Source organism: Ruegeria sp. BE10 (assembly GCF_056538905.1).
In genome coordinates this window covers 89,375-115,597 of sequence record NZ_JBQFTX010000009.1, presented here as the reverse complement: position 1 = coordinate 115,597, position 26,223 = coordinate 89,375, and the positions used below count along the sequence as shown (strand labels likewise).

The 26,223-nt window shown below is 58.6% G+C and carries 24 protein-coding genes and 1 tRNA gene; 9 read left to right on the top strand and 16 right to left on the bottom strand.

Annotated elements, in window-relative coordinates; translation table 11 throughout:
- Positions 1 to 68 precede the first annotated feature (68 nt).
- The 5 genes from ACR0M2_RS17915 (at position 69) to ACR0M2_RS17895 (ending at position 7,244) form a co-directional block, all read left to right on the top strand.
- Entirely contained in the window at positions 69 to 3,281 is a 3,213-nt protein-coding gene (locus tag ACR0M2_RS17915) for a 2Fe-2S iron-sulfur cluster-binding protein (RefSeq protein ID WP_480706370.1), read from the top strand.
- A gap of 127 nt (positions 3,282 to 3,408) precedes the next feature.
- Positions 3,409 to 4,275 (top strand): FAD binding domain-containing protein, encoded by an 867-nt coding sequence (locus tag ACR0M2_RS17910; protein WP_170397958.1) that lies wholly within the window; start codon positions 3,409 to 3,411, stop codon positions 4,273 to 4,275.
- On the top strand, positions 4,272 to 4,751 hold the full coding sequence (locus ACR0M2_RS17905) for a (2Fe-2S)-binding protein (RefSeq protein ID WP_170350859.1): 480 nt from the start codon (positions 4,272 to 4,274) through the stop codon (positions 4,749 to 4,751). Before ACR0M2_RS17910 ends, ACR0M2_RS17905 begins: the two co-directional genes overlap by 4 nt.
- Positions 4,751 to 7,006 carry a xanthine dehydrogenase family protein molybdopterin-binding subunit gene (locus ACR0M2_RS17900; RefSeq protein WP_480706367.1) on the top strand — a complete coding sequence of 752 codons (2,256 nt, stop codon included), beginning with the start codon at positions 4,751 to 4,753 and terminating at the stop codon, positions 7,004 to 7,006. The genes ACR0M2_RS17905 and ACR0M2_RS17900 overlap by 1 nt, the downstream gene beginning before the upstream one ends.
- The gene (locus ACR0M2_RS17895) at positions 6,999 to 7,244 is read left to right on the top strand and encodes a MoaD/ThiS family protein (protein WP_170362067.1); all 246 of its coding nucleotides are present in this window, start codon (positions 6,999 to 7,001) and stop codon (positions 7,242 to 7,244) included. Before ACR0M2_RS17900 ends, ACR0M2_RS17895 begins: the two co-directional genes overlap by 8 nt.
- Here ACR0M2_RS17895 and ACR0M2_RS17890 read toward each other — a convergent pair.
- Positions 7,241 to 7,948, bottom strand: a complete 708-nt coding sequence (locus ACR0M2_RS17890; protein WP_480706365.1) for a lysophospholipid acyltransferase family protein — start codon at positions 7,946 to 7,948, stop codon at positions 7,241 to 7,243. The two genes, ACR0M2_RS17895 and ACR0M2_RS17890, sit on opposite strands and share 4 nt — an antisense overlap.
- A 143-nt stretch (positions 7,949 to 8,091) precedes the next feature.
- Here ACR0M2_RS17890 and ACR0M2_RS17885 point away from each other — a divergent pair.
- Positions 8,092 to 8,167 (top strand) — tRNA-Trp (locus tag ACR0M2_RS17885).
- 88 nt (positions 8,168 to 8,255) lie between these two features.
- Here the strand turns inward: ACR0M2_RS17885 and ACR0M2_RS17880 are convergent.
- Entirely contained in the window at positions 8,256 to 8,690 is a 435-nt protein-coding gene (locus tag ACR0M2_RS17880; RefSeq protein WP_480567516.1) for a hypothetical protein, read from the bottom strand.
- 298 nt (positions 8,691 to 8,988) lie between these two features.
- Here ACR0M2_RS17880 and lptF point away from each other — a divergent pair, with 298 nt between their 5' ends.
- Entirely contained in the window at positions 8,989 to 10,128 is a 1,140-nt protein-coding gene (gene lptF / locus ACR0M2_RS17875; protein ID WP_480648538.1) for an LPS export ABC transporter permease LptF, read from the top strand.
- Here the strand turns inward: lptF and ACR0M2_RS17870 are convergent.
- Complete coding sequence (locus tag ACR0M2_RS17870; protein ID WP_480706363.1) at positions 10,125 to 10,949, bottom strand: LysR family transcriptional regulator; 825 nt, start codon at positions 10,947 to 10,949, stop codon at positions 10,125 to 10,127. The genes lptF and ACR0M2_RS17870 overlap by 4 nt on opposite strands.
- Before the next feature lie 101 nt (positions 10,950 to 11,050).
- On the opposite strand from ACR0M2_RS17870, the gene ACR0M2_RS17865 reads away from it, so the two are divergent.
- Positions 11,051 to 11,641, top strand: a complete 591-nt coding sequence (locus ACR0M2_RS17865) for an HD domain-containing protein (RefSeq protein ID WP_480706361.1) — start codon at positions 11,051 to 11,053, stop codon at positions 11,639 to 11,641.
- Here the strand turns inward: ACR0M2_RS17865 and speB are convergent.
- The 10 genes from speB to ACR0M2_RS17815 form a co-directional block, all read right to left on the bottom strand.
- Complete coding sequence (gene speB / locus ACR0M2_RS17860) at positions 11,638 to 12,480, bottom strand: agmatinase (RefSeq protein WP_480706359.1); 843 nt, start codon at positions 12,478 to 12,480, stop codon at positions 11,638 to 11,640. The two genes, ACR0M2_RS17865 and speB, sit on opposite strands and share 4 nt — an antisense overlap.
- A complete protein-coding gene (gene nspC / locus ACR0M2_RS17855) occupies positions 12,477 to 13,646 on the bottom strand; it encodes a carboxynorspermidine decarboxylase (RefSeq protein WP_480706357.1) in 1,170 nt (389 codons plus the stop codon). Before nspC ends, speB begins: the two co-directional genes overlap by 4 nt.
- 84 nt (positions 13,647 to 13,730) lie before the next feature.
- Positions 13,731 to 14,954 carry a saccharopine dehydrogenase family protein gene (locus ACR0M2_RS17850; protein WP_480706355.1) on the bottom strand — a complete coding sequence of 408 codons (1,224 nt, stop codon included), beginning with the start codon at positions 14,952 to 14,954 and terminating at the stop codon, positions 13,731 to 13,733.
- A gap of 22 nt (positions 14,955 to 14,976) precedes the next feature.
- Entirely contained in the window at positions 14,977 to 16,866 is a 1,890-nt protein-coding gene (gene speA / locus ACR0M2_RS17845; RefSeq protein WP_480706353.1) for a biosynthetic arginine decarboxylase, read from the bottom strand.
- Positions 16,867 to 16,966: 100 nt separating this feature from the next.
- Complete coding sequence (locus tag ACR0M2_RS17840; protein WP_480706351.1) at positions 16,967 to 18,049, bottom strand: DUF1513 domain-containing protein; 1,083 nt, start codon at positions 18,047 to 18,049, stop codon at positions 16,967 to 16,969.
- Between the two features lie 4 nt (positions 18,050 to 18,053).
- A complete protein-coding gene (locus tag ACR0M2_RS17835) occupies positions 18,054 to 19,064 on the bottom strand; it encodes an imelysin family protein (RefSeq protein WP_480706349.1) in 1,011 nt (336 codons plus the stop codon).
- Between the two features lie 3 nt (positions 19,065 to 19,067).
- Positions 19,068 to 20,609 (bottom strand): di-heme oxidoreductase family protein, encoded by a 1,542-nt coding sequence (locus ACR0M2_RS17830; RefSeq protein ID WP_480706347.1) that lies wholly within the window; start codon positions 20,607 to 20,609, stop codon positions 19,068 to 19,070.
- Positions 20,569 to 21,054, bottom strand: coding sequence for a bacterioferritin (gene bfr, locus ACR0M2_RS17825; RefSeq protein WP_480706345.1), 486 nt, complete (start codon positions 21,052 to 21,054; stop codon positions 20,569 to 20,571). The genes ACR0M2_RS17830 and bfr overlap by 41 nt, the downstream gene beginning before the upstream one ends.
- Positions 21,002 to 21,295: a (2Fe-2S)-binding protein gene (locus ACR0M2_RS17820; RefSeq protein WP_170350875.1), complete on the bottom strand. Its 294-nt coding sequence runs from the start codon at positions 21,293 to 21,295 to the stop codon at positions 21,002 to 21,004. The genes bfr and ACR0M2_RS17820 overlap by 53 nt, the downstream gene beginning before the upstream one ends.
- A gap of 133 nt (positions 21,296 to 21,428) precedes the next feature.
- A complete protein-coding gene (locus ACR0M2_RS17815) occupies positions 21,429 to 22,700 on the bottom strand; it encodes an imelysin family protein (RefSeq protein ID WP_480706343.1) in 1,272 nt (423 codons plus the stop codon).
- Between the two features lie 235 nt (positions 22,701 to 22,935).
- On the opposite strand from ACR0M2_RS17815, the gene ACR0M2_RS17810 reads away from it, so the two are divergent.
- Positions 22,936 to 23,469 carry a ZrgA family zinc uptake protein gene (locus ACR0M2_RS17810; RefSeq protein WP_480706341.1) on the top strand — a complete coding sequence of 178 codons (534 nt, stop codon included), beginning with the start codon at positions 22,936 to 22,938 and terminating at the stop codon, positions 23,467 to 23,469.
- Between the two features lie 31 nt (positions 23,470 to 23,500).
- On the opposite strand, the gene ACR0M2_RS17805 is transcribed toward ACR0M2_RS17810, so the two are convergent.
- Genes ACR0M2_RS17805 through ACR0M2_RS17795 form a run of 3 tightly spaced genes read right to left on the bottom strand, consistent with a single transcriptional unit; the run spans position 23,501 to position 26,215 of the window.
- On the bottom strand, positions 23,501 to 24,559 hold the full coding sequence (locus ACR0M2_RS17805) for a 2Fe-2S iron-sulfur cluster-binding protein (RefSeq protein WP_480706339.1): 1,059 nt from the start codon (positions 24,557 to 24,559) through the stop codon (positions 23,501 to 23,503).
- Positions 24,560 to 24,571: 12 nt separating this feature from the next.
- Positions 24,572 to 25,045, bottom strand: coding sequence for a hypothetical protein (locus tag ACR0M2_RS17800; RefSeq protein ID WP_480706337.1), 474 nt, complete (start codon positions 25,043 to 25,045; stop codon positions 24,572 to 24,574).
- Positions 25,046 to 25,063: 18 nt separating this feature from the next.
- The gene (locus tag ACR0M2_RS17795; RefSeq protein ID WP_480706335.1) at positions 25,064 to 26,215 is read right to left on the bottom strand and encodes an aromatic ring-hydroxylating oxygenase subunit alpha; all 1,152 of its coding nucleotides are present in this window, start codon (positions 26,213 to 26,215) and stop codon (positions 25,064 to 25,066) included.
- Positions 26,216 to 26,223: the final 8 nt, after the last annotated feature.

The window sequence follows — 26,223 nt, the reverse complement described above, 5'->3', positions numbered from 1 at the left end:
ATGACTATTCATGAATGGATTTGCTGTCTACGGCGCATTAGGTGACAGTCAGCAACAGGAGGCGCGTAATGGGAATCCGCTTTTTCTCGGATAAGAACAGACCTGTCCATATGGGCCGGTATCCGCTGGAGCGGTTGGAGCGGCAGATCGAGATGCCGGATCTGTCTGTGGTGCCCCCGATGCCAAAGCTGAGATTTCGCCAACCGGACCAGCCCGAAAGCATCGTCAACGCGATGGGTGAGTTTCAGGCGATGATGGACGCCATCCGCGACGGGTTCGTGAATCCGGTGAGATCAGAGATTCCGGCGGACCCGTCCGAGCGCGCCAACCACCTTAAGGCATTTGGCTATTTCAATGATGCCTCGATGATGGGCTGCGGCCCGTTGCCGTCTGAGGCGTTGTTGTCTGAGCCACGTCGCAACCCCGATATCGACCGGTTGTCCCATGCGCTGAAGACGCGACAGACCAAGACGTTGGCTTCGGGAATCGACCTGATCATGGCGGACCTGAAGGAAAGCATGGAGGCCGCGCCCAAACCGATGGAAACGCATCGCCACGCCATCGTTTTTCTGTACGAACACAATCGTGATCCAGACCCGACCGAGCCAGGGGCCGAGTGGATCATCGACGCGCAGGATCATCGCGCCTGTCTGCTGGCGACCGAGAATGCGGTGGTGATTGCCAATTACATCCGCCTGCTGGGCTATGACGCGCGGGCGCATACCGCGATGTCGTCCGAGGTTGATCTGGGCCGGCTGGCAGTAGCGGCGGGTCTAGCCACGGTTGAGGGTGGCGACATAGTGGCCCCGTGGTTGGGCAAACGGTTCGGTCTGGCCGCCGTAACGACCGAGTTAGAGATCACGCATGACCAGCCTCTGATGCCCATGGCGCAACAGCCGTGGTTTCACACACAGGGTCCGGCCTGGTGGTTGGGCACCGGGTTTGCCAAGAACGCCTTGAACCGCGACGTTTACGCCAAACGGCGCTATGTGGACGGCGCACATCCGTTCGAAAAGCTTAAACGCGTTGAGAGCCCTACCACTTATATCGACGAAGAAAATGTCGCCCGCGTCCCCAAGCGTGCTGACATGTTCGCCCGTGCGTTGTTTGGCGATATGGGCAAACCGCTGCAGGACGCGGCAAAGGGTGGGCATTATGTCCGCAAATCTGCCCCCAGCTTTGCGCAGCGCCGGGCGCTTGGGGCCTTCGTGCTTTTGCAGGATGGTGAAAGTGCTGAGGTGTCGCAGCCTACCGATGCCGCGCGCAATGCCGCGAATATTAAGGCCGCAAGCTATTTTCTAAGTGCCGATGCCGTTGGCCTCAGCCGGTGCCCTGAATGGAGCTGGTATTCCCACGACGCTGCTGGAGAGGAAATCAACCCCCCGCATGATCAGGCGATCAGTATGATCATCGACCAGGGGCGTGAAACCATGGAAGGGTCCAGTGGTGACGACTGGATCGCGGTCAGCCAGTCCATGCGGGCTTACTTGCGGTTTTCCCTTCTTGGCGGCGTGATTGCGCAGCAAATCCGTAACCTCGGATACAAGGCCAAAGCGCATACCGTCATGGACGGCGAAGTGCTGCAACCGCCGCTGTTGCTTCTGTCTGGTCTGGGTGAGGTCAGTCGGATCGGAGAGGTGATCCTGAACCCCTATCTGGGGCCGCGCCTGAAGTCCGGTGTGGTGACAACGGATATGCCGGTTGGCCACGACAAGCCCATCGATTTCGGTCTGCAGAGCTTTTGTGAGGCATGCAACAAATGCGCGCGTGAATGTCCTTCGGGGGCGATCACGGCCGGGCCGAAGCTGATGTTCAACGGCTATGAAATCTGGAAATCCGACAGCCAGAAATGTGCCACGTACCGGATCGGCACGTCAGGTGGGGCCATGTGCGGGCGGTGCATGAAAACCTGCCCGTGGAACCTTGAAGGTATATTTCAAGAGCGGCCCTTTCGCTGGGCCGCGATCAACCTGCCGCAAGCTGCGCCTGTATTGGCAAAGCTGGATGATGCGGTCGGAAATGGCGGTTTGAACGACGTCAAGAAGTGGTGGTGGGATATCGAACTGCAGACTGATGGTGCCTATCGCCCCACCACTCACCCGCTGAACCGGCGTGGTCTGCAAACAGACCTTGACCTGAAATACGAAGATCAGACTTTGGCCGTCTACCCCGCCTATCTGGCGCCGCACCCGTGGCCCTATCCCTTTGCGATGGACCGCGAGGCCGGGATTGCTGCCTATCAGGCGATGGTCACGGCTGAGGAATACAAGACCCGCAAAGCTGCTGGCGATATGTCGGTAATCCACCGCTACACTATTGCGGGCGACGCGCCAGTGATGCGGGTTGAGCTGACCAAAGTCGACAAGATGACGGCGGATGTGACCAAGTACGAATTTGCGGCCATCGACGGCGCGCCCTTGCCCGACTGGACCGCAGGGGCGCATTTGGACGTGCTGGTCGCGCCGGAATTCCTGCGGCAGTATTCTATGTCTGGCGATCCGTCTGACCGGTCCTCCTATCAAATCGGAGTGCTGCGCGAGGATGACGGGCGCGGCGGCTCAGCCCTTTTGCACCGCATCTTTAACGAAGGGCGCAAGGTGTTCATCTCAAAACCGATCAACCATTTCGAATTGGATGAGACGGCCACCAAGACCTTTCTGATGGGCGGCGGGATTGGCATTACCCCTATGATCGCCTTTGCCCACCGTTTGCACGCGCTGGGCAAGCCGTTTGTGCTTCATTATTCCTCCAGCACCCGTGCCAGCGCCGGATATCTGGACGATCTGGCGGCGATGCCCTGGGCGGAACATGTACATTTTCATTTCTCGGACGAAGGCACCCGCGCCGATCTGGATGCGGTTCTTTCGGGCTACCAACCGGGTTGGCACGTTTATACCTGTGGGCCGGACCGCTACATGGACAGTGTGATACAAGCGGCCGAGGCGCAGGGCTTCCCCGAGGACGCGCGGCATCTGGAGTATTTCTCGGTCCCTGAACAGCCTGAATATGAAAACCATCCGTTCACCTTACGGCTGGCAAAATCGGGTCGGGAATTGATCGTACCTGTGGAAAAGGACGCCGCACAGGTGTTGACCGAGGCGGGGATTCACGTGGACGTCAAATGCTCAGACGGCATATGTGGGGTTTGCAAATGCGGTGTGATTTCGGGAGACATTGAACATCGCGATTTCGTTCTGTCGAACCAGCAACGCGCGGATGCGATGATCCTGTGCCAAAGTCGCGCGGCGCAGCCAGACGGCGTGATCGAGATCGACCTCTGACCTCAGGTCTGGAAACGACATCGGGTAACATGAAATTTGGTCGCTCCTGCCATGGACGCGGCCATGCTGCTGCACTAACGTCCCCTCTGAACCCAGTGAATCCTGATCAACAGGTGCGAGGTATTTCATGGATTATCACAGCCCCGCCAGCTTTGCCGAAGCTTCGGCACTGGCCGCAAACGCGACGGGCATCACACGGTTTCTGGCAGGCGGCACCGATGTTCTGGTGCAACTGCGATCAGAACTTGTGACGCCCGATACGCTGATCGACATAAAGAAGATCGACGGCGTGCGCGATATCAACAGCAACGCCGACGGCAGTTGGACGCTGGGCGTCGCTGCCACTGGCGCCGAGATGAGCGAACATCTGGAACTGGGTCGCGACTGGCCCGGCGTGGTCGAGGCGATGGATCTGATCGGCTCGACCCAGGTTCAGGGGCGCGCGACGCTGACCGGCAACCTGTGCAACGGCTCTCCGGCGGCGGATTCGGTGCCTGCCATGGTTGCGGCGGGTGTCACGGTCACGGTGACCGGCCCGGATGGCGACCGTGAGGTAGCGGTCGAAGACATCCCAACCGGACCCGGTAGAACGTCGCTGGCCAAGGGCGAGTTGATCTCGGCCGTCCACATCCCCGCACGGGGCGACAATGGCGGCGACGCATACCTGCGCTTTATCCCGCGCACTGAGATGGACATTGCCGTGGTTGGCGTTGGCGTCAGCCTGCGTCTGGACGGGGACACCGTCACCGAGGCGCGCGTATCATTGGGCGCTGTCGCGCCAACCGTGCTGCTGGTTGAGGACTGTGCCAAGGCCATCGTCGGCAGCGCGCTGGACGACGCTTCATTGGACGCACTGGCCGCTGCGGCATCCGCGGCCTGCAACCCGATTGACGACAAACGCGGCACTATCGAATTCCGTACCGAGGTCGCCGGCGTTCTGGCCAAGCGCGCCGCGAAAATCGCCTATGCCCGCGCCAAGGGAGAGGAAGCATGAGCAAGTTCCACGTATCCACCACCGTGAATGGTGACGCGGTCGATTACCTTTGCGATCCGCGCGAAACCCTGCTGGATTGTCTGCGCGACAAGCTGAACCTGACTGGTGCGAAAGAGGGCTGCGGCACCGGCGATTGCGGCGCATGCTCGGTCACGGTTGATGGCCGTTTGGTCTGTTCCTGCCTGATGTTAGGGGTCGAGGCCGATGGCAAGCAGATCGAAACCGTCGAAGGCATCGCGGAGGGTGACGTTCTGCATCCGCTGCAGAAAAAGTTCATCGAGCATGCCGCCCTGCAATGCGGTATCTGCACGCCGGGCATTTTGGTCGCGGCCAAATCGCTGCTGGAGAAGAACCCCAACCCGACCGAAGAAGAGGCCCGGTACTGGCTGGCAGGCAACCTGTGCCGCTGCACTGGGTATGACAAGATCATTCGCGCCGTGATGGAAACGGCCGAAGAACTGCGGGAGGCTTCATAATGGCACTCGACGATCGTAAAACGCAATTCACCTTCGTCGGCACGCGCCCGGATCGGCCCGATGGCCTGGACAAGGTCACTGGTCGCGCCAAGTTCGGGGCGGATGTTTCTGCGCCAGGCATGCTGCACGGCGCGATCCTCCGTTCGCCCCACGCCCACGCACGGATTGTGAAGATCGACACCTCGCAGGCCGAAGCGCACAAGGATGTCAAAGCCGTCGTCACACGCGCGGATTTTGCCGAAGTGCCGTTCAAACCCGGCCTTGAGGGTGAATTCTGGAATGTTCTGGAAAATGTCATGGCGGGTGAAAAGGCGCTCTATGACGGGCACGCAGTCGCGGCTGTGGCGGCGACCTCGGCCTTGGCGGCGCGCGATGCGCTCAAGCTGATCGAAGTTGAATACGAGGTGCTGCCGCACGTCACCGACGTAGACAAAGCGATGGAGCCGGATGCGCCGGTCTTACGCGAAGGTGCTGCGGATTATTCCGTACCCGAGGGGATGCACCCGAACGTCGTGCGGTACCACGAAAGCGGGCACGGCGATGTAGAAGCTGGCTTTGCCGAAGCTGACTTGATTATCGAAGACAGCTTTGTCACCGAGGCAACCCATCAGGGGTACATCGAGCCGCATGCCTGTTTGGGCATGTTGGGCAACGACGGTAAGGGTGAGCTTTGGTGTACCACTCAAGGCCACTGGATCGCACAAAAGACCTGTGCCGCGCTATTGGGTATCGAAACCTCGCAACTGCGCGTGACTGCGTCCGAGATTGGTGGTGGTTTTGGTGGTAAAACCACAGTCTTCATCGAACCTGTCGCGCTGGCACTGAGCCGCAAGGCGAACCGCCCGGTTAAGCTGGTGATGACCCGGTCCGAGGTGTTCCGGGCCACTGGCCCGACATCCTCGGCGTCGATGGATATCAAGATCGGGATGAAGAAGGATGGCACCATCTCGGCAGCCCAAGGCGTGTTCCGCCTGCAGGGCGGGGCGTTTCCGGGCGCCCCGGGTGACATGACCGCCATGTGTGCCTTTGCACCCTATAACCTGACCAATGTCAGCCAGATTGGGTATGACGTGATGGCCAACCGCCCGAAACAGGCCGCTTACCGCGCGCCGGGTGCACCGATGGGGGCTTTTGCGGTTGAATCGGTGATTGACGAGCTGTGTAAGAAGCTGGGCCTCGATCCGATCGAAGTTCGACTAAAAAACGCCGCCCATGAAGGCACCAAAGCCAGCTATGGCCCGACGTATGAGCGGATCGGTTTGGTGGAAACGCTTGAGGCCGCGAAGGCCCACCCGCATTACTCGGCCCCGCTGAAGCCGGGGCAGGGTCGTGGGATTTCCTGCGGGTTCTGGTTCAACCACGGGGGTGAAACGTCGGTTTCGCTGGCGCTGTCCGAGGATGGCTCGGCACAGTTGATGGTGGGCACGCCCGATATCGGTGGCTCACGCGCGTCAATGGCGCTGATGGCGGCCGAGGTTCTGGGCATTCCGTATGAGAACATCCGTGTGACCGTCGCCGATACTGCGACGCTGGGGTATAACGACGTTTCACATGGTTCGCGCGTGACCTATGCAAGCGGCTTGGCAACCATCAAGGCAGCAAAACACGCGGTTAAAAAGCTGTGCGAACGAGCTGCCGCCAGCTGGGGAATTCCGGCGGATGCGGTGAAATGGGAAAACGGCTGCGCTGTACCTTCGGGTCCAAACGCGGGTGATTTCGACCCGCGCCCACTGGCCGATATCACCGCGCACATGGGTCAAACCGGCGGGCCTATCTCGGGCCATTTCGAGGCCACGCCAGAAGGCGCAGGCGTATCCTTTGGCACCCATATCGTTGATGCTGAGGTCGATCCGGAAACAGGCAAGACTGCAGTTACCCGCTATACGGTCATTCAGGACGCCGGTAAGGCGATCCATCCTACCTATGTGGAAGGCCAGTATCAGGGCGGTGCCGCGCAAGGCATCGGCTGGGCACTGAACGAGGAATATATCTATGGCGAGGATGGACGCCTGCAGAACTCGATCTTCCTGGATTACCGTATCCCTGTCGCCAGTGACTTGCCGATGATCGACACGGTGATTGTCGAAGTGCCCAACCCCGGCCATCCATTTGGCGTGCGTGGTGTGGGTGAGACGGGCATCGTGCCACCTTTGGCCGCCATCGCAAATGCGGTGTCGCATGCGGCGGGCGTTCGGATGAAGCAACTGCCGATGTCACCGCCCCGCATTCTGGCGGCGCTTAAGGACAATGGTTGAGGTTCACCTCTGGTCCAGCCTCCGGTCACTGACCGGGGGCCAGCAGGTGGTGGAGGTTGAGGCCAGGACCACAGGTGAGATGCTGCGAGAACTGGTGAAGATTCATCCGCAATTGCAGGCCCCGATTGATGCGGGGGTGTCCATCGCCATCGACGGGCGGGTCATCGCCAGCGGGTTAACCGAACCGATCCCCGAAGGCAGCGAAATCTATTTGATGCAACGGCTGAGGGGCGGTTAACCCTTAGGCGACCACGGTTCGCGCCCGACCATGCGGTCGGCTTCGGCGGTGATGTCGTTCATGTGCTGCTCAAGGCTTTGGCGCAGGGTTTCGATCTGTTCTTCCGACGCTTTGCGCGGCACGGTTTCAGTCCATTCCCGGCACAGAAAGACACCCTTATTCCGCCAGGGGCGTGGCATCAAAAGACGATCCCATGTCCCCGCCTCGCGGCCATGTTCTACCGAAAAGGTGATGCCGAACACCCGCTTGCCCGAGGTGCGCGCCCAGACCAGAGGCACAGTGGACAGTACCCGTTCGGGACCGCGCGGACCGTCCGCGGCGATGCCTATGGAAATGCCCTGCTTAATCTTGCCGATCACTTGGCGCGATATCGCAATGTTATTTGCGTTTTTGCTGGTCATGGCGATGGTATCCATGCCGAACAGTTTCTGCACTCGGCCCACCATACTACCCGCTCTTGCGGATGAGGTGATCGAACAGATCGGCCCTTTTTCCAAAGGAAAGAAATAGGGGGATTGCGCCAGCCTTTGGTGCCACAGCACCACGATCACCGGCTCACCCTGTTCGACCAACTGGTCCAGTTCGTCGTACCCGATGCGTTGCCATGTGGTGTTGCGATTGACCATCCGGATATAGCTTGCGATGCGGCGCGCAGCCCAGTTCAGAACGGCTTCGCTGTCGGCGATCTTTTTGCGGATACTCACGGATGGGGTCCCTCGTACTGACCAAACCGTGTCTTATAGAACTCAACGCCGCACGCAACTTGTTTGTCGAATGCAATTGTCGCGCGGAATCTGAAAAAGCCTCTTGAGTCCGTCGCGCGGCTGGCATATCTGAGGCGCACCTTAGGGGTATAGCTCAGTTGGTAGAGCGACGGTCTCCAAAACCGTAGGTCGCGGGTTCGAACCCTGCTGCCCCTGCCATTCCACTCAAATCGCTGTTTCAATGGATGTGCAAGAGTCGTGCGACCTGCATATGGGTTGTTGTGAGAAGTGACAGCCTGCAGAAGTCTTACGCGCACTCTTGCACGCCGATGCTTATCAGATATTCACCGGACACATACAGAAACTCATCCGGGCCCACAAACCTTGCCTTGGACATGAACCAGTTTCTTATCGGTCGCGGGTAGTACGTGGCAAGCGAAGTGCTTTTCTGGTCGAATTCCTTTTCGGTCATCTTTGTCCGGTTTACACGGTACGGGCCGTGAAACCCGAAAAGCGTTTCGGAGGATACACACACATCGTCTGCCCCCAACAGCATGGTGCAGCTGGAGTTACAGTAATCCCCGACAATGTGTATGCGCGCGTTGGTCCTGTTGGCGATTTCGATCTGAACCTTGCGGTCCAGAATCCGCCCGCCTGGATCATTGCCAACCTGTATTTCTTTCGATGCCAATGGCGTGCTCATAGTCAAGAGCACTGCCAACGCTGCGGTTAGACCTCTCATCTGCTCGTCTGCTCAAGGATGTTTTTTTTTTTGTTTTTTTTGTTTAGCAGGAATTCGAAGAGGTAGATACACAGCGCCGAGATACAGCGGGATGGGCGGGTAAGGAGGACACACCTTGATCCGAAAATAATAGTTTACAGAGGCATAGTCCGCTTGAATCGACCACGCCACAGTCTTGGGTTCAGCAAGCCAGGCCATTGCCGCGCTTTTTGTGGTGGTGACAATTGGCCAATCCCGGTTTCCTACAGCGACGGAATGACATAATGTCCGACCACCACGAACACACGTAAGAGGACCCATGTCGCGCTTTGATGGATATTTCCTGCGGCAATTGCTGATTCTGTTCGGCTTTTTCACCTTGGTTCTGGTCGGTGTGTTCTGGATCACCCGATCGGTTAGCCTGTTTGACCGAGTCATCAGCGGTGGCCAATCGGCCATGGTGTTTCTGGAATTCTCGGCGCTGACATTGCCAACGCTGATCCGCACGGTGATGCCGATGGCGGTGTTTGCCGCCGCTGTTTATGCCACCAACCGGCTGAGCCGCGAAAGCGAGATGACGGTGATGCTGGCCACCGGTTCCAGCCCATGGCGGCTGGCCCGTGCGGTATTCCTGTTTGGGTTGGTGACCGGGCTGATGATGGCAGTCATCAGCGTCTTTTTGCGCCCCGCATCGGTCGAACAGCTTGAACAGCGCCAGGCTGAAGTAGCAGGGGACGTCACCGCGCAATTGTTGAACGAGGGCGAATTCCTGCATCCCGCCTTTGGCGTTACTGTCTATATCGGCAAGATTGACCTGGACGGCACGCTGTCTGAGGTCTTCGTATCAGATCGGCGAGATGCGCTGAACCCGGTCAGCTATTCCTCAAAAACGGCCTATTTGGTCAACAATGAATCTGGGATCCACTTGGTGATGTTGGACGGGATCGCGTTGCGTTTGGATCAGGAGGGCAGAACCTTGTCCTCGACGCTGTTCGAGGACGCCTCATATGACATTTCCGCACTGACGAATTCGAATGTCATGGCCGAGCGCAGTCTCGAAGCCATCCCCACCGTTGAACTTTTGCGAGACCGCGCCGCCATCAGTACGGCCGAAGGCTTTCCCGTCGGGGAATTGGTTGACGAATTGCATCAGCGGTTTTCGTGGGTTGCCATTTGTATCGCCGTGGCAATGGCCGGGTATGCCACGTTGATGTTGGGTAGCTTTTCGCGATTTGGTCTGTGGCCGCAGATTCTGGGGGCGTTTTCGATTCTGGTCGTGCTGGAAGGCGTGCGGGGCTTTGTTTCACCCGTTGTAATCGAAGAACCGAAATTGTGGATACTGTTGTATCTGCCGGCGGTCATCGGCATCGCGGTCGCCTGTCTGTTCTTGCTGGTTGCCGGGCGGCCGTTGCTGCGCAGGCGCCACAGAGATGCCTCGAGCGCGATCTCTCAAGCCTAGGCTGTGCGCAGCTCGGTCAGGCAGGTCAGAACATCGTCGCTGGTTGTGCTGTCACGGCGGGTTACCAGATGCAGCGGCAGCAGCAGGTCAATGGCCCCGGCCACGGGTGTCAGTTGACCCGCGGACAGATGATCTCGGATGACGTATTCCGGGAAATACCCGGTTCCGCCCCGCCGCAGGACATAACGCAGGGCCATCAGGCAATTGCCCAGAAACACCGTTTGCCCCGTGGCCTGCCGCGCAGCCGAACGGACGTGGTCCTGATAGACCTCTCCCAGTTCCAGATTGACGAAAACTGGATCGTCCGTTTCCGGAGTTTTGACAAGCAACAGGCGTTCGGGGTTTAACTCGTGCGATTGCACGCGCGGATCGTTGGGTGTTTCGTGGGTCAATGCGGCGTCCAGAACATGGGTGGCGACCGCGTCGACCATGTTCAGATCGTGGTCATAGTTCAACGTCAGCAAAAGTTGCCCGAGGCGCTGTTCGAACTGAACGGCCAGATCGACTAGCAGCGGGTCCCAGATGCTCAGTTGCGCACCAAGACGCAGCGCGATCCGGTTCTGCGTTTGGGCTGGCAGCTCGCGCGATGCAAATGACCAAAGCGACAGCATCTGTTCGGCATATGGTCGGAACTGTTGCCCGAATTCAGTCAGGCTGGTGCCGCCTGCACCGCGGGTGAACAACGCCTTGCCGGTTTCTTCTTCGATCAGCCGGATACGGGCGCTGACGGCGGTTTGTGTCACGTTCAGTTTGCGCGCGGCGGCATGGAAGCCCCCGGTTTCGGCCACGCATAAAAAGGTCTCGATTGCTTTGAATTGCATGGCGATACTATTTTTTCATCAGATTGATAAAATCAATTCATTTTTTTGAGTAGGAGGGATGCGTTACTCTGATTCCAACAGATCAGCCAAAGGACCGCGCCATGCTGGACAAAAGCCACAAACCCACCTGGACCAGTTTCGAAGAGGCCACCAAGGCCGACTGGGACGCCGTCATGGAGTATGAAGAGGCATACAATGCCGCTTTGCCTGACCGGATTCTGGACGCGATCCGGTCGCTGGACGAAGACTGGACGCCCTATCCCGTGAATCGCTATCAGCACAGCCTGCAGGCCGCGACGCGCGCCTTTGAAGACGGCGCGGACGAGGAAGTCGTGGTCGCAGCACTGATCCACGACACCGGCGATATTCTGTCACCCTATAACCATGGTGAGCTGTCAGCGGCGATGATGAAGCCCTATGTCAGTGAGAAGACTTATTGGATTCTCAAACATCACTGTGTGTTTCAGGGGTACTACTACAACCATCATCTAGGCGGCGACCGCAACGCCCGCGACAAGTATCGCGACAGCCCTTATTGGGAGGACTGCCGCTATTTCTGCCATGAATACGACCAAAAGGCGTTCGACCCGGATTACCCGACCAAACCGCTGGAGTTCTTCGAACCCATGTTGCGCAGTGTCCTGAACAAGGGCGAGGGGCACATGGAGTTGAACGAGACCGCCGAGGGTTAACAGGCAGACATCAGGCGATAGACGATCTGCGCTGCGGTAAAGTCCCAGGCGGCATTGCCATTGGGGGCTAGTTCGACCACGTCGAAGCCCACGCATTTGCGGCCTTTCAGGGTATGTTCGACCAACCGCAGCGCTTGATAGTAGCCCAGCCCACCGGGCACCGGTGTCCCGGTGGCGGGCATGATGGCGGGATCCAGCCCGTCCACGTCAAAACTGACATAGACCAGCTCAGGAAAATCCTCGGGCAGGTCGACGGCGTGGATATTACCGGTGACCAATTCCTCAGCATCCACGTGGAAAACGTGATTTTTCAGGCGGCTTTGCGCTTCTTCGGTCGAAAAGGCGCGCACGCCAAACTGGGCTAATCGGATACCTTCTTCAGCGAGCAGATGCATGACCGATGCGTGGGAGTGTTTTTCCCCCTGATAGGCATTGCGCAGGTCGGCATGGGCATCGATCTGGACAATGCCTATGGGTTGACCCAAGGCGCGAGCCACACCCATCACAGCGCCGTAACTCAGCGAATGTTCGCCCCCCAAAGTGACCGGCACCTTGCCCGCGCGGATGGCGGCCTCGGTGCGCTGGGCAAGGCGCTCCATGATCTCGGACAGGGACGCATCGCAATCCACGGGCTCTTCGGTGAAAATCCCCTCGACGCAGGGCTCGGCGTGGCCGGTGGTACGTTCCAGCTCATTGCTGGCTTCGATGATGGCCTCGGGGCCTTTGGCCGTTCCCGAACCGTAAGATACCGTGCGCTCCAGCGGTACCGGGATCACGCGGAACCGGGCATCTTCGGTGCGCTCAGATGCGGTCAGTTCACTGTCGAGGAAAATGCTCATGAGAGTCGGTCCTTAAAGTCGTCATAGCCGAACTGTTTGATGATCTTCAACTCGTCCGTTTCGCTGTTCCACAGGGCGATGGTGGGCAGGGGGACGCCGTTGAACGTGTTGGTTTTCACCATTGAGTAATGCGCCTGATCAAGGAAGGCAAAACGCTGGCCGATCTCCAGCGGTTTGTTCCATGTGTAGTCTCCGATCACGTCACCGGCCAAACAGGACGGGCCGCCCAGACGGTAGGTGTGACCTGCCTCGGCCTCGTCCATCAACGCGGGGCGATAAGGGGCTTCGATCACGTCAGGCATGTGACAGGTGGCCGAGATATCGGTGATGGCAAGGTTCATTCCGTTGGTGGGCAGGTCGAGGATTTCGCCGACCAGAATACCTGCATCCAGCGCGACAGCCTCGCCGGGTTCGAGGTAAACGTCGATGCCATAGGTTTCGCGGATGCTCTTGATGAAGCCCACCAGACCCTCACGGTCATAGTCGTCGCGCGTTATGTGGTGGCCACCACCAAAGTTCAGCCATTTGAGTTGATTGATATAGGGCGCAATTTTTGGTTTTACGGCGGCCCATGTCCGCTGCAAGGGATCGAACCCCTGTTCGCAGAGTGTGTGCATATGTAGGCCATCGACGCCGTTCATGGCCTCGGCGGTCAACTGGCTAATCGGGGTACCCAGACGTGAACAGGGCGCGCAGGGGTCGTATTTGGCAATCTCGCCTTCGGAATGCTCGGGGTTGATGCGCAACCCAACCTGCACGTTTGCGGCCTGTGCTTTGGCCAAAAACCGGTCCTTTTGTGCCGAGCTATTAAAGATGATGTGGTCGGACAGCGACAGAATTTCATCCATGTCGGCGTCTTTGTACCCGGCGCAGAAGGTTGCGACCTCGCCGCCGTATTCCTCACGGCCCAGACGCGCCTCGTAAATGCCGCTGGCGCAGGTGCCACCGAGGTGCTGGCGCACCAGTGGGGCCAACGAAAACATGGAAAACGCTTTGAGCGCCGAAAGGACATGCGCGCCGGACAGGGTGCCGATATCGGAGAGGATGGTCAGGTTTCGCTCGACCGCTTTTTCATCGACCACAAAGCAGGGGGTTGGCACACGGTTCAGGTCGAAATTGCGGAAGGCTCCGGCGTCGCCAGCCTGTGTGGTCATCATGTCGGACATGTCCGGCGTTTCCTTGTGGTGGAGAGGCCGGGGGCTCTGCCCCCGGACCCCCGGAGTATTTGGCAAAAGATGAAATGAGTGGACTTAGAACTCGACCGGGCCGTCGAGTTCGTGGACTTGCCAAGGCAGGCCATGCTCATTCAGCATGTCCATGAAGTTGTCGGGGTCAAGCTGTTCCATGTTCCACACGCCGGGCTCGGACCAGTTGCCTTTGATCACCTGCGCAGCGCCGATCATGGCGGGGACGCCGGTGGTGTAGCTGACGGCCTGGCTGCCGACCTCGGCATAGCATTCCTCGTGATCGCAGATGTTGTAGATGTAATAGGTCTTCTCACCCGAGCCGTCCTTGGCCTGACCGGTAGCGATGTCGCCGATGCAGGCCTTGCCTTTGGTTTCGGCACCCAGATCGCCGGGATCGGGCAGCAGAGTTTTCAGGAATTGGATCGGGATGATTTCCTTGCCATCATGCATGACTGGATCGATGCGTGTCATGCCGACGTTCTGCAGTACGGTCGCGTGTTTGATATAGGCGTCGCCAAACGTCATCCAGAATCGGGCGCGCTCGATCTCGGGGAAATGGGTCGAGAGCGATTCCAGTTCCTCATGGTACATCTGGTACATGTTTTTCCGCCCGATGGCAGGAAAGTCGTATTCAACCTTGTTGGTCAGCGCCGGGCTATGGTGCCATTCGCCGTTTTCCCAGTGGCGCACTTCGGCCAGCACTTCACGCAGGTTGATTTCGGGGTTGAAGTTGGTGGCGAACTCCTGATCGTTCGAGCCGCCATTGGCGTCCAGAACGTCGATCTGGCGGATGGTGTCCAGCTTGTGTTTCTTAAGCCATTTGGCAAAGACGCTGGTTACGCCCGGATCGAAGCCCGATCCAAGAATGGCGGTCAGCTCAGCCTCTTTGAACCGCTCCTCATAGGCCCATTGCCAGTGGTATTCGAACTTGGCCTCATCCTCGGGCTCATAGTTCGCTGTGTCGAGGTAGTGGATCCCGGCCTCAAGGCAGGCGTCCATCAGCACCAGATCCTGATAGGGCAGGGCGAGGTTCACGAGTAGTTCGGCCCCGGTTTCCTTGATCAGCTTGACGGTGTCTTCGACTTTGTAGGCATCCAACTCGGCCGTGGCGATATCAACACCCACGCGGTCTTTCACCGCTTTGGCGATGGCGTCGCATTTCGATTTGGTCCGGCTGGCCAGAGTGATTTCGGTGAAGATGTCCGAATTCATTGCCATCTTGTGCACGGCGGCGTGGGATACGCCGCCCGCGCCGACAACCAGTGTTTTGCCACTCAAAGTACCCATGGGGGTCATCTCCTCTCTGGGGTTATTCGTAATAGGTGTAGCCGTTGATCGAGTCGCGATAGGCACTCATCAGGGTTTTGCGATCCTTGGCCATTAGAGTACCGGTCGAGATCGCCTCGTCCACCATTTTGCGGAATGCGGCAACGCAATCCTGTGGATCAAACTCGACATAGGACAGGACCTGGCTGATCGTGTCGCCCTCTTGTTCGTGCAGCAGGTCAAAGCCACCGTCAGCGCGCAGGTCGATGGTCACGACATTGGTGTCCCCGAACAGGTTGTGCAGATCGCCCAGTGTTTCCTGATAAGCACCGACAAAGAACACGCCCATCAGGTATTCCTGATCTTCGGGCAGGGAATGCACCGGCAGGCTGGGTGAGACACCGTCGGCCAGAATGAACCGGTCGATCTTACCGTCGCTGTCGCAGGTGATGTCGGACAGGACCGCGCGGCGGTCGGGTGTCTGGTTCAGCCCCTGCAGCGGGACGATAGGGTGCAGCTGGTCAATGGCCCAGACATCGGGCAGCGACTGGAACAGCGAGAAGTTGCAGTGGTAGATATCGGCCACTTTTTCCAGTTGGTCGTCCACATCCGTTTCCAAATCATCGCTTGCTGCCAGCGCCTTGAGGCGGGCCATCAGCGATAAATAGATGCGTTCGGCGCGGGCCATCTGGCGCAGGTCGACATAGCCGCGGCGGAACAACGCGCGCAGCTCGTTGCGGTAAAAATTTGCGTCGTTCCAGCATTCTTGCAAACGCTCGGTACTGAGGTACCCGTTGATCGCGGCAAGGTCCGAGACCAGATGGTGATCGTCCGCTTCGACCTCGGGGCCGTTCGGTGCGTCATACAAGGTGCTTTCCAGCACATTGAACACCAGCATCGACGACGTCGCCACCACGGCGCGCCCGCTCTCGGTCACCAGCGTTGGATGTTCGACCTCGGCCTCGTCCATCGCGTAGGCCACGGTTTCAACCACGTTGGCGCAGTATTCTTCGACCGTGTAGTTGATCGAGTTCTCGGCAGCCTTTTTCTCACCGGTATAATCCACGCCCATGCCGCCACCGAGGTCCAGATGGGTCAACGGCACGCCCTCGCGCGTCAGTTCGGTGTAGTACCGGCAGGCCTCGCCAACGGCGCGGCGCACGTCGTTGACGTCCTGCACCTGAGAGCCTAGGTGTGAATGTTGCAGCTTCAAACAATGCAGCAAACCTGCCGCTTTCAGCTTGTCCACCGTGGCGACCAGTTGGTCAGTGTTCATGCCAAAGGCAGACCGGTCGCCCGAGCTTTCTTCCCACTTGCCGCTGATCTGATTGGTCAGTTTGACCCGCACACCAATCAGGGGTTCGATACCCAGTTCGTTATAGACCTCGATCACCGTGTCCGCCTCTTTCGGGCTTTCCAGAACGATGACCGTGTTGAAGCCAATCTTACGACTGAGGATGGCCAGTTGGATGAACTCGGCATCCTTGACGCCATTGCAGACAATCAGCGCCTCGCGGGCCAGACGGTGCGCCAGTGCGACAACCAGTTCCGGCTTGGAGCCAGCCTCGAGCCCATAGTTGTACTTTTTACCGAACTCGACGATCCGGTCGACCACTTGGGCCTGCTGGTTCACTTTGATCGGGAATACGCCGCGATAGCTGCCTTTGTAGCCGACACGTGCAATCGCATCGCGAAAGCTCTCGTTGATATGGGCGATTTCGTTTTCCAGATAGGAACTGATGCGCAGCAACATCGGTGCCTTAATACCGCGTTCGTCCAGATCATGCAGGATACCTGGCAGGCTGATTGCCGCCGCCTCGGGCACCAGGGGATTGCGCAGACCGATCTCGCCCTGCTCCGTCACCTCAATGAGGCCTTTGCCCCATTTCTCTACCCCGTAGATGGAATGCGGTGCGTCGGGCGTCTGTTTCAATCAGGTCAGTCCTTGCGGTTAAAGTGCCGGTTTAGCGCCCGCCAATACGGCAGCATTTTGATTCTTCCAAGTGTAATCTATGTGGGGGGATTTGCCGAGTTTATGCAGGCTTGCGAATTGGGATCAGGTGATTGTCCCAATGACAGTCTGGCCGGGCTGAAATGCGGGGGGTGGATGTCAGCTCTCCGACTATCCCGGTGCCGGTGGTGAAAACGAACCCTTTGGGGCCGGAGCCAAGGCCACAGACGTCTTCCAACGGGAAATCCCCGTTCAGTTGGCCATTCGCGACGTCGAACCGGTGCAAGGCGTTGCCGCGTGGGCAGGTGATGGCAACCGTGGTTTCATCCCCGGCAAAGGCGACACTGCCCGCGTAGCCTTGCAACGTGCTTTGCGAGGCATCAGGCGCTGAAAGCAAACGCGGTGCTTCGCCCCGACGATGTAGGCCCAGCAGAGGGGGGTGATGCACCTTGTCCCCCTGCCACTGCATCGCAAATGCCACCAAACCGTCGTGCCGTACAGCCAAATGGCGGATCGAATTCTTATGCAGCGCGCGTGGCAGTTCCATCTGTTCCAAAACCGTGCCGGACAAATCCAGATAGGTCAGCTGCGGCTGCATGGTTGGCAGGTTCAGCTTGGTGCGCCCTGTCTCGGGGTGGGTTTCGATGCCGCCATTGGCGATAACCAGCGTCTGACCATCGGGCATCAATCGCATGTCATGCGGACCGATCCCGCCCGAAGTGAACTCGCCTATGCGGGTGTAGCTGTCTGTGTTCCAGACGCCGATCACGCCGTCTCCGGAATCATAGTCGTTTTCAGTTGTGAACAGACGAGTGCCGTCGGGGGAAAAGACGCCATGGCCATAGAAATGGCGACCGTGTGGGGCGTTAAGTCGGGTGACTTCGGTGCCTGTGGCGCAATCGATGACCACCGCAAAGGTGCCGGGACGACGGGCAAAAGCCACGGCCTGTGCGCGGTGCGGATGGGCTGCCGCCGCGTGGCCGCGCGCAGGTAGAGGTATGGAAAACAGGATGTTTCCACCCGTATCCAGCCCGGCTAGTCGATAGCTGCCATCCGGGAACAGGGCAGCGGCGAGATAGTCGGGCGAACCAACTGCGGCCCAGCCTTGCAACGGCGAAAGGCTGGTCGCGGCCAGACCGGCCAGAAAATGACGACGGCTGGGCAACAGGTCAGTCCCCGTCCAGTGAATTGAACCCGGCGCTGATGCCTAGAGTCGGACCCAGCTCGGCCGAGGCAATCGCACGGATATCGTTGATGGCTTGCTGCAACGCCTCGACCCTAAGGCGGCCCTGCGGAGTGGCGACCCCGGCCAGCACCGGGTCGTCGAGCGATTGCGCGCGGATGATGGCCTTGTCAAAGGCGCTGTCCAGATCGGCGGCAATCTTCGGGTTGTCCGCTGACAGGCGCGCGGCCAGATCGCGCAGGGCGGTCAGCGACAGTTCCACATGACGAAGCGCGCGTTCCGAACGGCGTGCCTCGGCCCGGTTGGGGCGCGGGCGGTCGAAGGTGCCCATCGGACGACCAAGGCGGGTGTCGCCAGTGAATTCAAGTCCGGTCACCAACGCCTTGTAAAGCTCTTGCATGGCCTCATCGTCGGACCGATAGGGGCTGTCGTCGCCCGGTTGGGTTAGGGCAGTTGCATAGCCGCCCCAATCTGCGTTTATCGCGCGGGCATTGCTGACGATATCGGTGGTGATGGCCTGTACCAACGCGCAGCGATACGGGACGCTGCCCTGATCGGCAAAATTGAGCTCATAAAGCATCTGTTCTAAGGCAAAAAAGCCACGTCCGGCGACGGATGTCTCGGCGAATCTTTCGGGGCTTTCCACAGCCGCATCCTCGGTCGCGATCAGGCTGGACAGGGCTTTGGGGGTGAACCCTTTGGTGTCGGGCCAGAAGGCCAGCGCAAAGGCGCGGTCGTTAACCTCGGACGGGCCAAAGCGTAGATGGCTGACCGAGATCCAGTCGTCAAAGGCCGCGTGATAGGCGCCCCGCAATTCGGGCGAGGTTTGGGTGCAATCGGTTTGTGCTGTTTGGGCCAACACCTCGGTCGTTTCAGCCAGTGAGGCAAAGCCGGGAAGGATGTGCCCTTCGACCGCATCCGACAAGATCGGCCCACGGTCCTGCGCCAGCGCAGATAGGGGCAGCGTCAATGCAACAGCAGCAACAAGGATACGCATGTGTCAGAGGCTTTCCAGAAAATGGATCAGGGCATCGCGGTCGGGTTTGGGCATGGCCACGACCGTATCGCGGGCTGCCTGTGCCTCACCCCCATGCCAGAGGATGGCTTCCATCAAGGATTGCGCGCGACCATCATGCAGGAACTGGGTGTGGCCCGAAACCTGTTCAGTCAGCCCAACGCCCCAAAGCGGTGGCGTGCGCCATTCGCGCCCTGTGGCGCGACCCTCGGGGCGGTTATCAGCCAGCTCTTCGCCCATATCGTGCAGCAACAGGTCGGAGTAAGGCCAGATTAGCTGAAAACTCTGTTCGGGCCGGTCTGACATGCGATGGGTGACAAAGGCAGGCGTGTGGCAGGACACGCAGCCAGTGTCGTAAAACACCTGCTTACCGTGCAGCACCTGAGGGTCGTCCATGTCCCGCCGGGCGGGAACGCCCAGGTTGCGGCTGTAAAAGGCAACAAGGTCCATTCCGATCTGGTCGATCTCGAACTCGCGCACGTCACCGTCCCCGTGTGGGGCGGTCGCACAACCAATCTGAGCATCGGTGCAATCGCCGTGGCTGGCGGGGTAAAGTGGGCTTGATATGCCGATATCACCGGCAAAGGCCGCCGCCGATTGTTCCATGATCGTGGGCATCCCGGCCTTGTGCCCGAACCGACCCATCATCGGGGCGCTATATTCCATCGCCCAGACGATATTGGGACGCCCGGAAATCCCATCCCCATCGGCATCGTCGGGATCAGCGTTGGCCAGCAGATCCGCGACCGGGATCGCTTCGAGCAATCCAAGGCCGATCATTTGTGGCGCCACACGTGGACTGAGCATCGCCTCTGGATGCAGCGGCCCGTATCCAAGGTCAGCCGCCGCGTAGGTCGGTTTGCGTAAAGTGACGGTTTCGCCATCTGACAAAGTGACCGGGACGTCTTCGTAAGTGATATCCAGGCGATATTCAGCCGGATGACCGGGCAGTGCCAAATCCTGCATCTGACCGCCGTAATTTGGTTCGGGCTGGGTGGCGATGTAATCCTCGATCTCGTCATATCCGCCGCCACCGGGGATCGAGACCCGCAGGACCATCGAAATTGCATTGTCATCCGGACCGTTGGGCGTGTGCCCTCGCCCGTCCTTGATATGGCAGCGCTGGCACGAGCGGGCGTTGTACAGCGGTCCCAGCCCATCCGAGGCCAGAGTTGAGGCCGGAGAAGACACCCAGATTTTCTTGAACAGCCCGTTTCCAACCTTAAAGTCAAGCTCTTGCTCAAAGCTCAGGTTGCCCGAGGGCTGCGAAAATGCATCAGCGTCGGCACGGGTGCGAACGGTGGCGGCACCGGCGGGCAAGTCCTCGAACCTTTGGGGCGTGCTGAAATCGGTGGGCGCAGCGGTGACACGGGCGATGCGCGCACGTTCATCCTCGGTTCTGGGTTCGAAATTCAGGTGATAGTCCCGCAGCTCGGCGGCTGGGGTTTGGGTGGCTGCAAGGGCGACCACCGACAGGATGAAAAGGCTACTCGCCTTCGTCCATTTTCGATGCGTTGAGTTGCGCATAATTGGCGTCGCCAATCCTTTCGTACAGGTCGAGCTGCGTTTCCAAAAAGTCGATATGACTTTCTTCATCGCGGATCAATTCTTCGAACAGCGACATAGAGGTATAGTCTTGTGCTTCTCTACAGTAATCCCGCGCTTCTACGTACAACGCGCGCGCGTCCTGCTCGGCTGCCAGGTCGCATTCCAGTGTTTCCTTGGGGTTCTGACCAATTCTCAGCGGGTCCAGTTTCTGCAGGTTGGGATGGCCTTCTAGAAAGATGATCCGTTCGATCAGCTTGTCGGCATGCCCCATCTCTTCGATGGATTCTTCACGGCTTTTCTTGGCCATGTGGCCAAGGCCCCAATCTTCCTGCAGGCGGTAATGGAGCCAGTACTGGCTGACGGCTGTCAGCTCATGCCGCAGAGATTTGTTGAGGTATTCTATTACCTTGGGGTTGCCCTTCATCTGCTTTCTCCTGAGTTGCTCTGGTGCGTAGGGCACGGAGCTGCATGGGGACTTCCAGATTATCGTTCGATCGCATTGTGTCCAGAAAAAGCGGCATGCAGCCGCCACAATCCGCCGATTTTCCAAGGGCGTGGTAGACCTTGCCGGGGGTGATGATCGTGTGTGCATCTGCTGTCCGCATCCAATCGATCGCGGCGCGGATATCATGGTCAGTTATATTTGTGCAGTGACATACGATCATAGCGAATCTGTGCTCGATAGATTTCTTACTTAATTAGTAAGTTATTTGTTTCGGGTCCAGCTGCAAGTCACAATTTTGCGTGACAGGAAAGCCGGGGGCGTGAATTTGCGCACGCCCCCGATCCGGGGTTTGCTTAGTGGAAAACCGCGTCAGGGTTATCCAGGCTGTCGGAGCCTTCGAACTCGATCTGATCCAGTTCCAGAGCGGTCACGATACGCTCGATCGTTTTGGTTTGATCGACCAGACCGTTGACGCCGCCCATGATCAGTTGCTCGCCGCCCTCATTGCCGCGTTCCAGCATCTGGTCATAGGCGAAACCGGCCTCGGCGGTCGACTTCAGACGGCCCAGGGCTTGCATGGTATTGGCCAGCTTGACCTTCATCTCGGCGTCCAGCGACGGATCGGACGAGATCACCAAATCCGATAGCGAAGCGCCCGAAACCGGGGTGCCGTCGATGCGGGTATAGCTGCCCAGATACACGTTCTGAATGCCCAAGCCGTCGTAATAGTGGCTGTTGTGGGTGTTGTCCGAGAAGCAATCATGCTCTTCCTCGGGGTCGTTCAGCATCAAGCCAAGGCGCATACGTTCACCTGCTTGCTCGCCATAGGACAGCGAGCCCATGCCGGTTAGGATCGCGCTGACCCCAGCGGTTTCATTCGCGTTCAGTGCAGCACGCGCCTCACCACCTTCGGCCCATTGTGCGGCCATCCATTCCAGGTCGCTGACCAGCAGGGCGGTCGCGGCGCTCAGATACTGGGCGCGGCGATCACAGTTGCCGCCGGTGCAGGCGTCACCTTGAACATAATCGGTATACGGGCGGTTGCCCGCGCCTGCGCCGTTACCGTTCAGGTCCTGACCCCATAGCAGGAATTCGATGGCGTGGTAGCCGGTGGCGACGTTTGCCTCGATCCCGTCAGCCTCGTGCAGGGTTTCGCCCAGCAGTTCGGGGGTGATTTCGCTGGCGTCGATGGCGTCGCCCGACAACTCAAAGCTTGGATTGGCAATCACGTTCAGCGCGGCAAACTCGTTTTCATCAGTGGGTCCGCCATAGGAGGCATCGACATAATCGATCAGGCCTTCGTCCAGCGGCCAGGCGTTTACTTTGCCTTCCCAGTCATCAACGATGGCGTTTCCAAAGCGGTAGACCTCGGTCTGTTGATAGGGCACGCGCGCGGCGACCCAGGCGGCGCGGGCCGCGTTCAGGGTGGCATCGGATGGGTCGGCGATCAGGGCGTTTACGGCCTCTTGCAGCGCTTTGGCAGCGATCAAGCTATCGTCATATTTGGCTTCGGCGATGTTTGCGTAGGTATTCAGAACATCGGCTTTCGAGGGTGCGTCAGCTGCAAAAGCTGCGGTGGCAGCACCAATTGTAAGGATGCTGGTGGCGGTGAAAAATCGGGTCATGGGGGTGACACTTTCCAGTCAGAAAAAGGTTTTCATACGCCGGCTATGTGGCGCGTATGATGTATTAACTGAGTGAATTAGTCACCTATGTCAACCTGAGTTTTATAGTCGGATAATATTGGTCACCCCGATACTCCCCAATATTGGTGGGGCGCGATGCGTGGGGCCAAGATTGCACGGGATTTGAAACATATTAGAATAATCCGGGTGATTCTTTGTTTAGTGGTGCCTGTTTATGAAAAGCGCAGCTTTCGCCCTGATCCTGATCTCTGCGGTTTTTGTGTCGCAGGCGCATACCGCTGTCGCGCAGGATCATACCGCGGGTGATCTGGACATTGTGGTTTCCGAGGCCGAGTTCACCTTGTCGCTTGCAGTCCCCGCCGTCGGCATTCTTGGTACCGAGAAGCCTGTACAAAACGATGAAGGGCGGGATTCTATTGCTGTCGCCATTTCCGACCTGTCCAAGCCTCTGGAGTTGTTTGTTGTGCCCGAAGAGGCCGAGTGTTTTGCCGCGATGGCCAATGTCACACTTTCGGCCATAGGTTTGGGGCAAGACACAGACACCACGCGGACGGATGGTGATGACACAAACGAATTTCAAGCTGAATACCTGATAAGGTGCAAGAATATCGACGTGATTGAGGCCATCCACTTTGCATATTTCGAACGATTCCCGACGGCCGAAAAGCTGGCCGTGCGGGTTGATCAAGCTGGTAAAAGTCGCACGCAAAACGTCACACGCGGCGCACCTGATCTGACGTTCAAGTAAGGTGGGTTATGTCAAAACGCCCTGACATAACCTAATCTTCGAACCGCAGAGATAGATCTTTTTGTGTTGCGACGCTTTGACAACACAGGATCGACCCCTTCTCGACGTCACGATCCTCAAGAGCCATCCGGTTGCGCATATGAACGGAGCCGTCCTCAAGCTGGGCGACGCAGGCACCACACACACCGGATTGGCAGCTGAACGGTGGGTTCAGACCGGCTGCAATCGCCGCGTCAAGGAGGGTTTGCCCAGCAGCAACAGGCACCTCCGAGACCTTGCCGTCCAGCCTGATCCGGGCGGTTGCGGCCATGCCGGGTTCGCTCAGGTCGTCTTGGGCGTCTCCGCCGAAGCTTTCCATGTGGATGCGATCGTCTGGCACATCCAGATTCCGCAGCGCCGCCCGGATATCCGTATTCATACTGCCGGGGCCGCAGATCCAATAGTGAGTGTCTTGCGCCACCGGAGGCGTTTCAGTGATTGCCGCCTGAATGACATCTGCGTCCAACCGCCCTGTGCGCCACGGTGAAAACCAGCTGAGCATGGAGGGGTGCGACAGGACATGGCGCAGGGTGAACTGGTTCGGATGTTGTTCCAGCAACTGCTCAAGCTCATCCTGGAAAATGATGCTGTTCGCATTGGCATTGCCAAAGACCAGATGGGCCGAAGAATGGGGTTCATCTGCCAGAACGGAATTGATCATCGCGTAAAGCGGCGTGATGCCGCTGCCGGCTCCAAAGAAATAGTGGGTGCGGCGTTTCAGGGCTCCGGGCTGTAAGGTGAAATGCCCGAATGGGGGCATGACCTCGACCGTGGCACCGGGCGACAGGGTGTCGCCTATGTGGTTGGAAACGATCCCATCCTTTACGCGCTTGACCGTGATGCGCAGCGCCGATCCCGGCGGGTTCGAGATGGTATAGCTGCGCCTTTGCTCCGCACCGGCCATCTGAAACCTGAGCGTCAGATGTTGCCCGGCCGTCCATTGAAACAGATCGGTCAGATCGGGCGGGACGTCGAAAGTTACACTGGTGGCCGCGCCGCCGATCTCTCGGCGAGTGTCGGACACGGTCAGGGTATGAAAGTCACGTTGCATAACAAGGTCCCGTCATCGGTAATCATAGGTCGTGGTCAAGGATTGGATCACCGTCCCGCCAAGATAAGGCGCAAAGACAAAGTTGTCTGTCTGACGCATTCTGCCGCTGTATCCCTGCCAATCATAATCGACATCGGTCACGGCGGTGACGTGCGACACGCCATCCTCGGTGCGCGATGAAATCACGGGCGCTGATCGGGCTGTTTCTGAGTAACTTTCCAACGCCTTCGCGATCTCGGGGTCTTCCGCGTCGGTGTCATCCCCGACACGGTACGAGAACACGTCGTCCGGCTGCCCCATCCCGTATTTGAGGATGATCCGATGCGTGGCATCGGGGTGCCAATCGCTCCAGGTGGCAAGCAGGCTTTGTTCATCCTGCGCTTGTAGGATACGCGCGGCAATGTCTTCCGGTGCGTCAGCTTGCGCCGTCAGCACCAGAGCCGATGCAAGCGCAACTCCGATCAGGGTGGCTTGGATTGGTTTCATGATCAATCTCCGGGGCATTCAGCTGTCTTGCATGAAATCCAGCACCGCTTTCTGGTGCTGTGTGATCGGGCTTTCGCCAATCCCAGCGGGGCCGATTTCCAGATACGGACTTTTCAGCGATTTCTGCTGCTGTTCGCAGGCATAGATATCTTCGGTCGTGAAATCGCCCGATGCCATCGGATCATCTGCGCCTGCTGCATCGTCGCCTTGATATTTCGGGCCGCCAAAATCTCTCCAAAAGCCCGCGCTTTTCCACTGTTGCTTCTGGAACTCCCAGTTCGAAGCGTTGGCAACCTTTGTGCGGTTCTCGATCCGTGTCAGATCGGGGGCCAAAGGTGTGATGATGAACAGATTCCAGCTTTCTTCGCTGGCCCCGATACCAATGCCGGGAAACAGCATCGGAACCCACGCACCGGTATGAGGTTCAGCGATCACACGCGGCATCGGAAGTTTGGCTTCGTGGTCCTTCGCGTAGGCCTCGGACGGGGGTTCCCAAAAGTGGTAATGCGGCCCCTTCCATCCGTATTCCGCCTTGGCATGGTCATACATATGCAGCGTATTCGAATGCAGATGGCTCAAGTGGTAGACGTCGATGTAATTCTCGACAACGATCTTCCAGTTGGCCTTGATTTCATAGGTGTTGCGCCCGTCGGTATATTCGACCAGTTCCTCGGGCTTGTGCGGGCCCAACAGGGGATCGACCTTTCCGAACCATTCGGCAAGGGTGGGGGCGTCAGGGTCCGGATGCACGAACAGCATCCCGCGCCAGACATCCACGCTGGCCGGTTTGAGGCCAAGGCAGGATTTGTCGACGCCGCCGGGAAATTCAGAGGCCTCATCCGGGACCGAGATCAGGTTGCCCTCAAGATCATAGGTCCAGTCGTGATAAGGGCAGGTCAGCGCTTTTTGTGTCTTGCCGACCGCGCGGATCAACTGGGTACCCCGATGTCGGCAGATGTTGTGAAAGGCGCGCAGCCGGTGATCGCGCCCCATGACGATGAACAGATTATTCAGCCCGGCCTGAACCGACAGGTAATGGCCCGGTCCTTCGATATCTTCGACCAGCCCGGCAAAACGCCAAGTGCGCGAGAAGATCTGGCGCTGTTCGCGGTCGAACCAGTCCTGCGAGGTGTAAGCTTCAACCGGTAGATGGTGATACATTTTGGTCATCAGAGTAC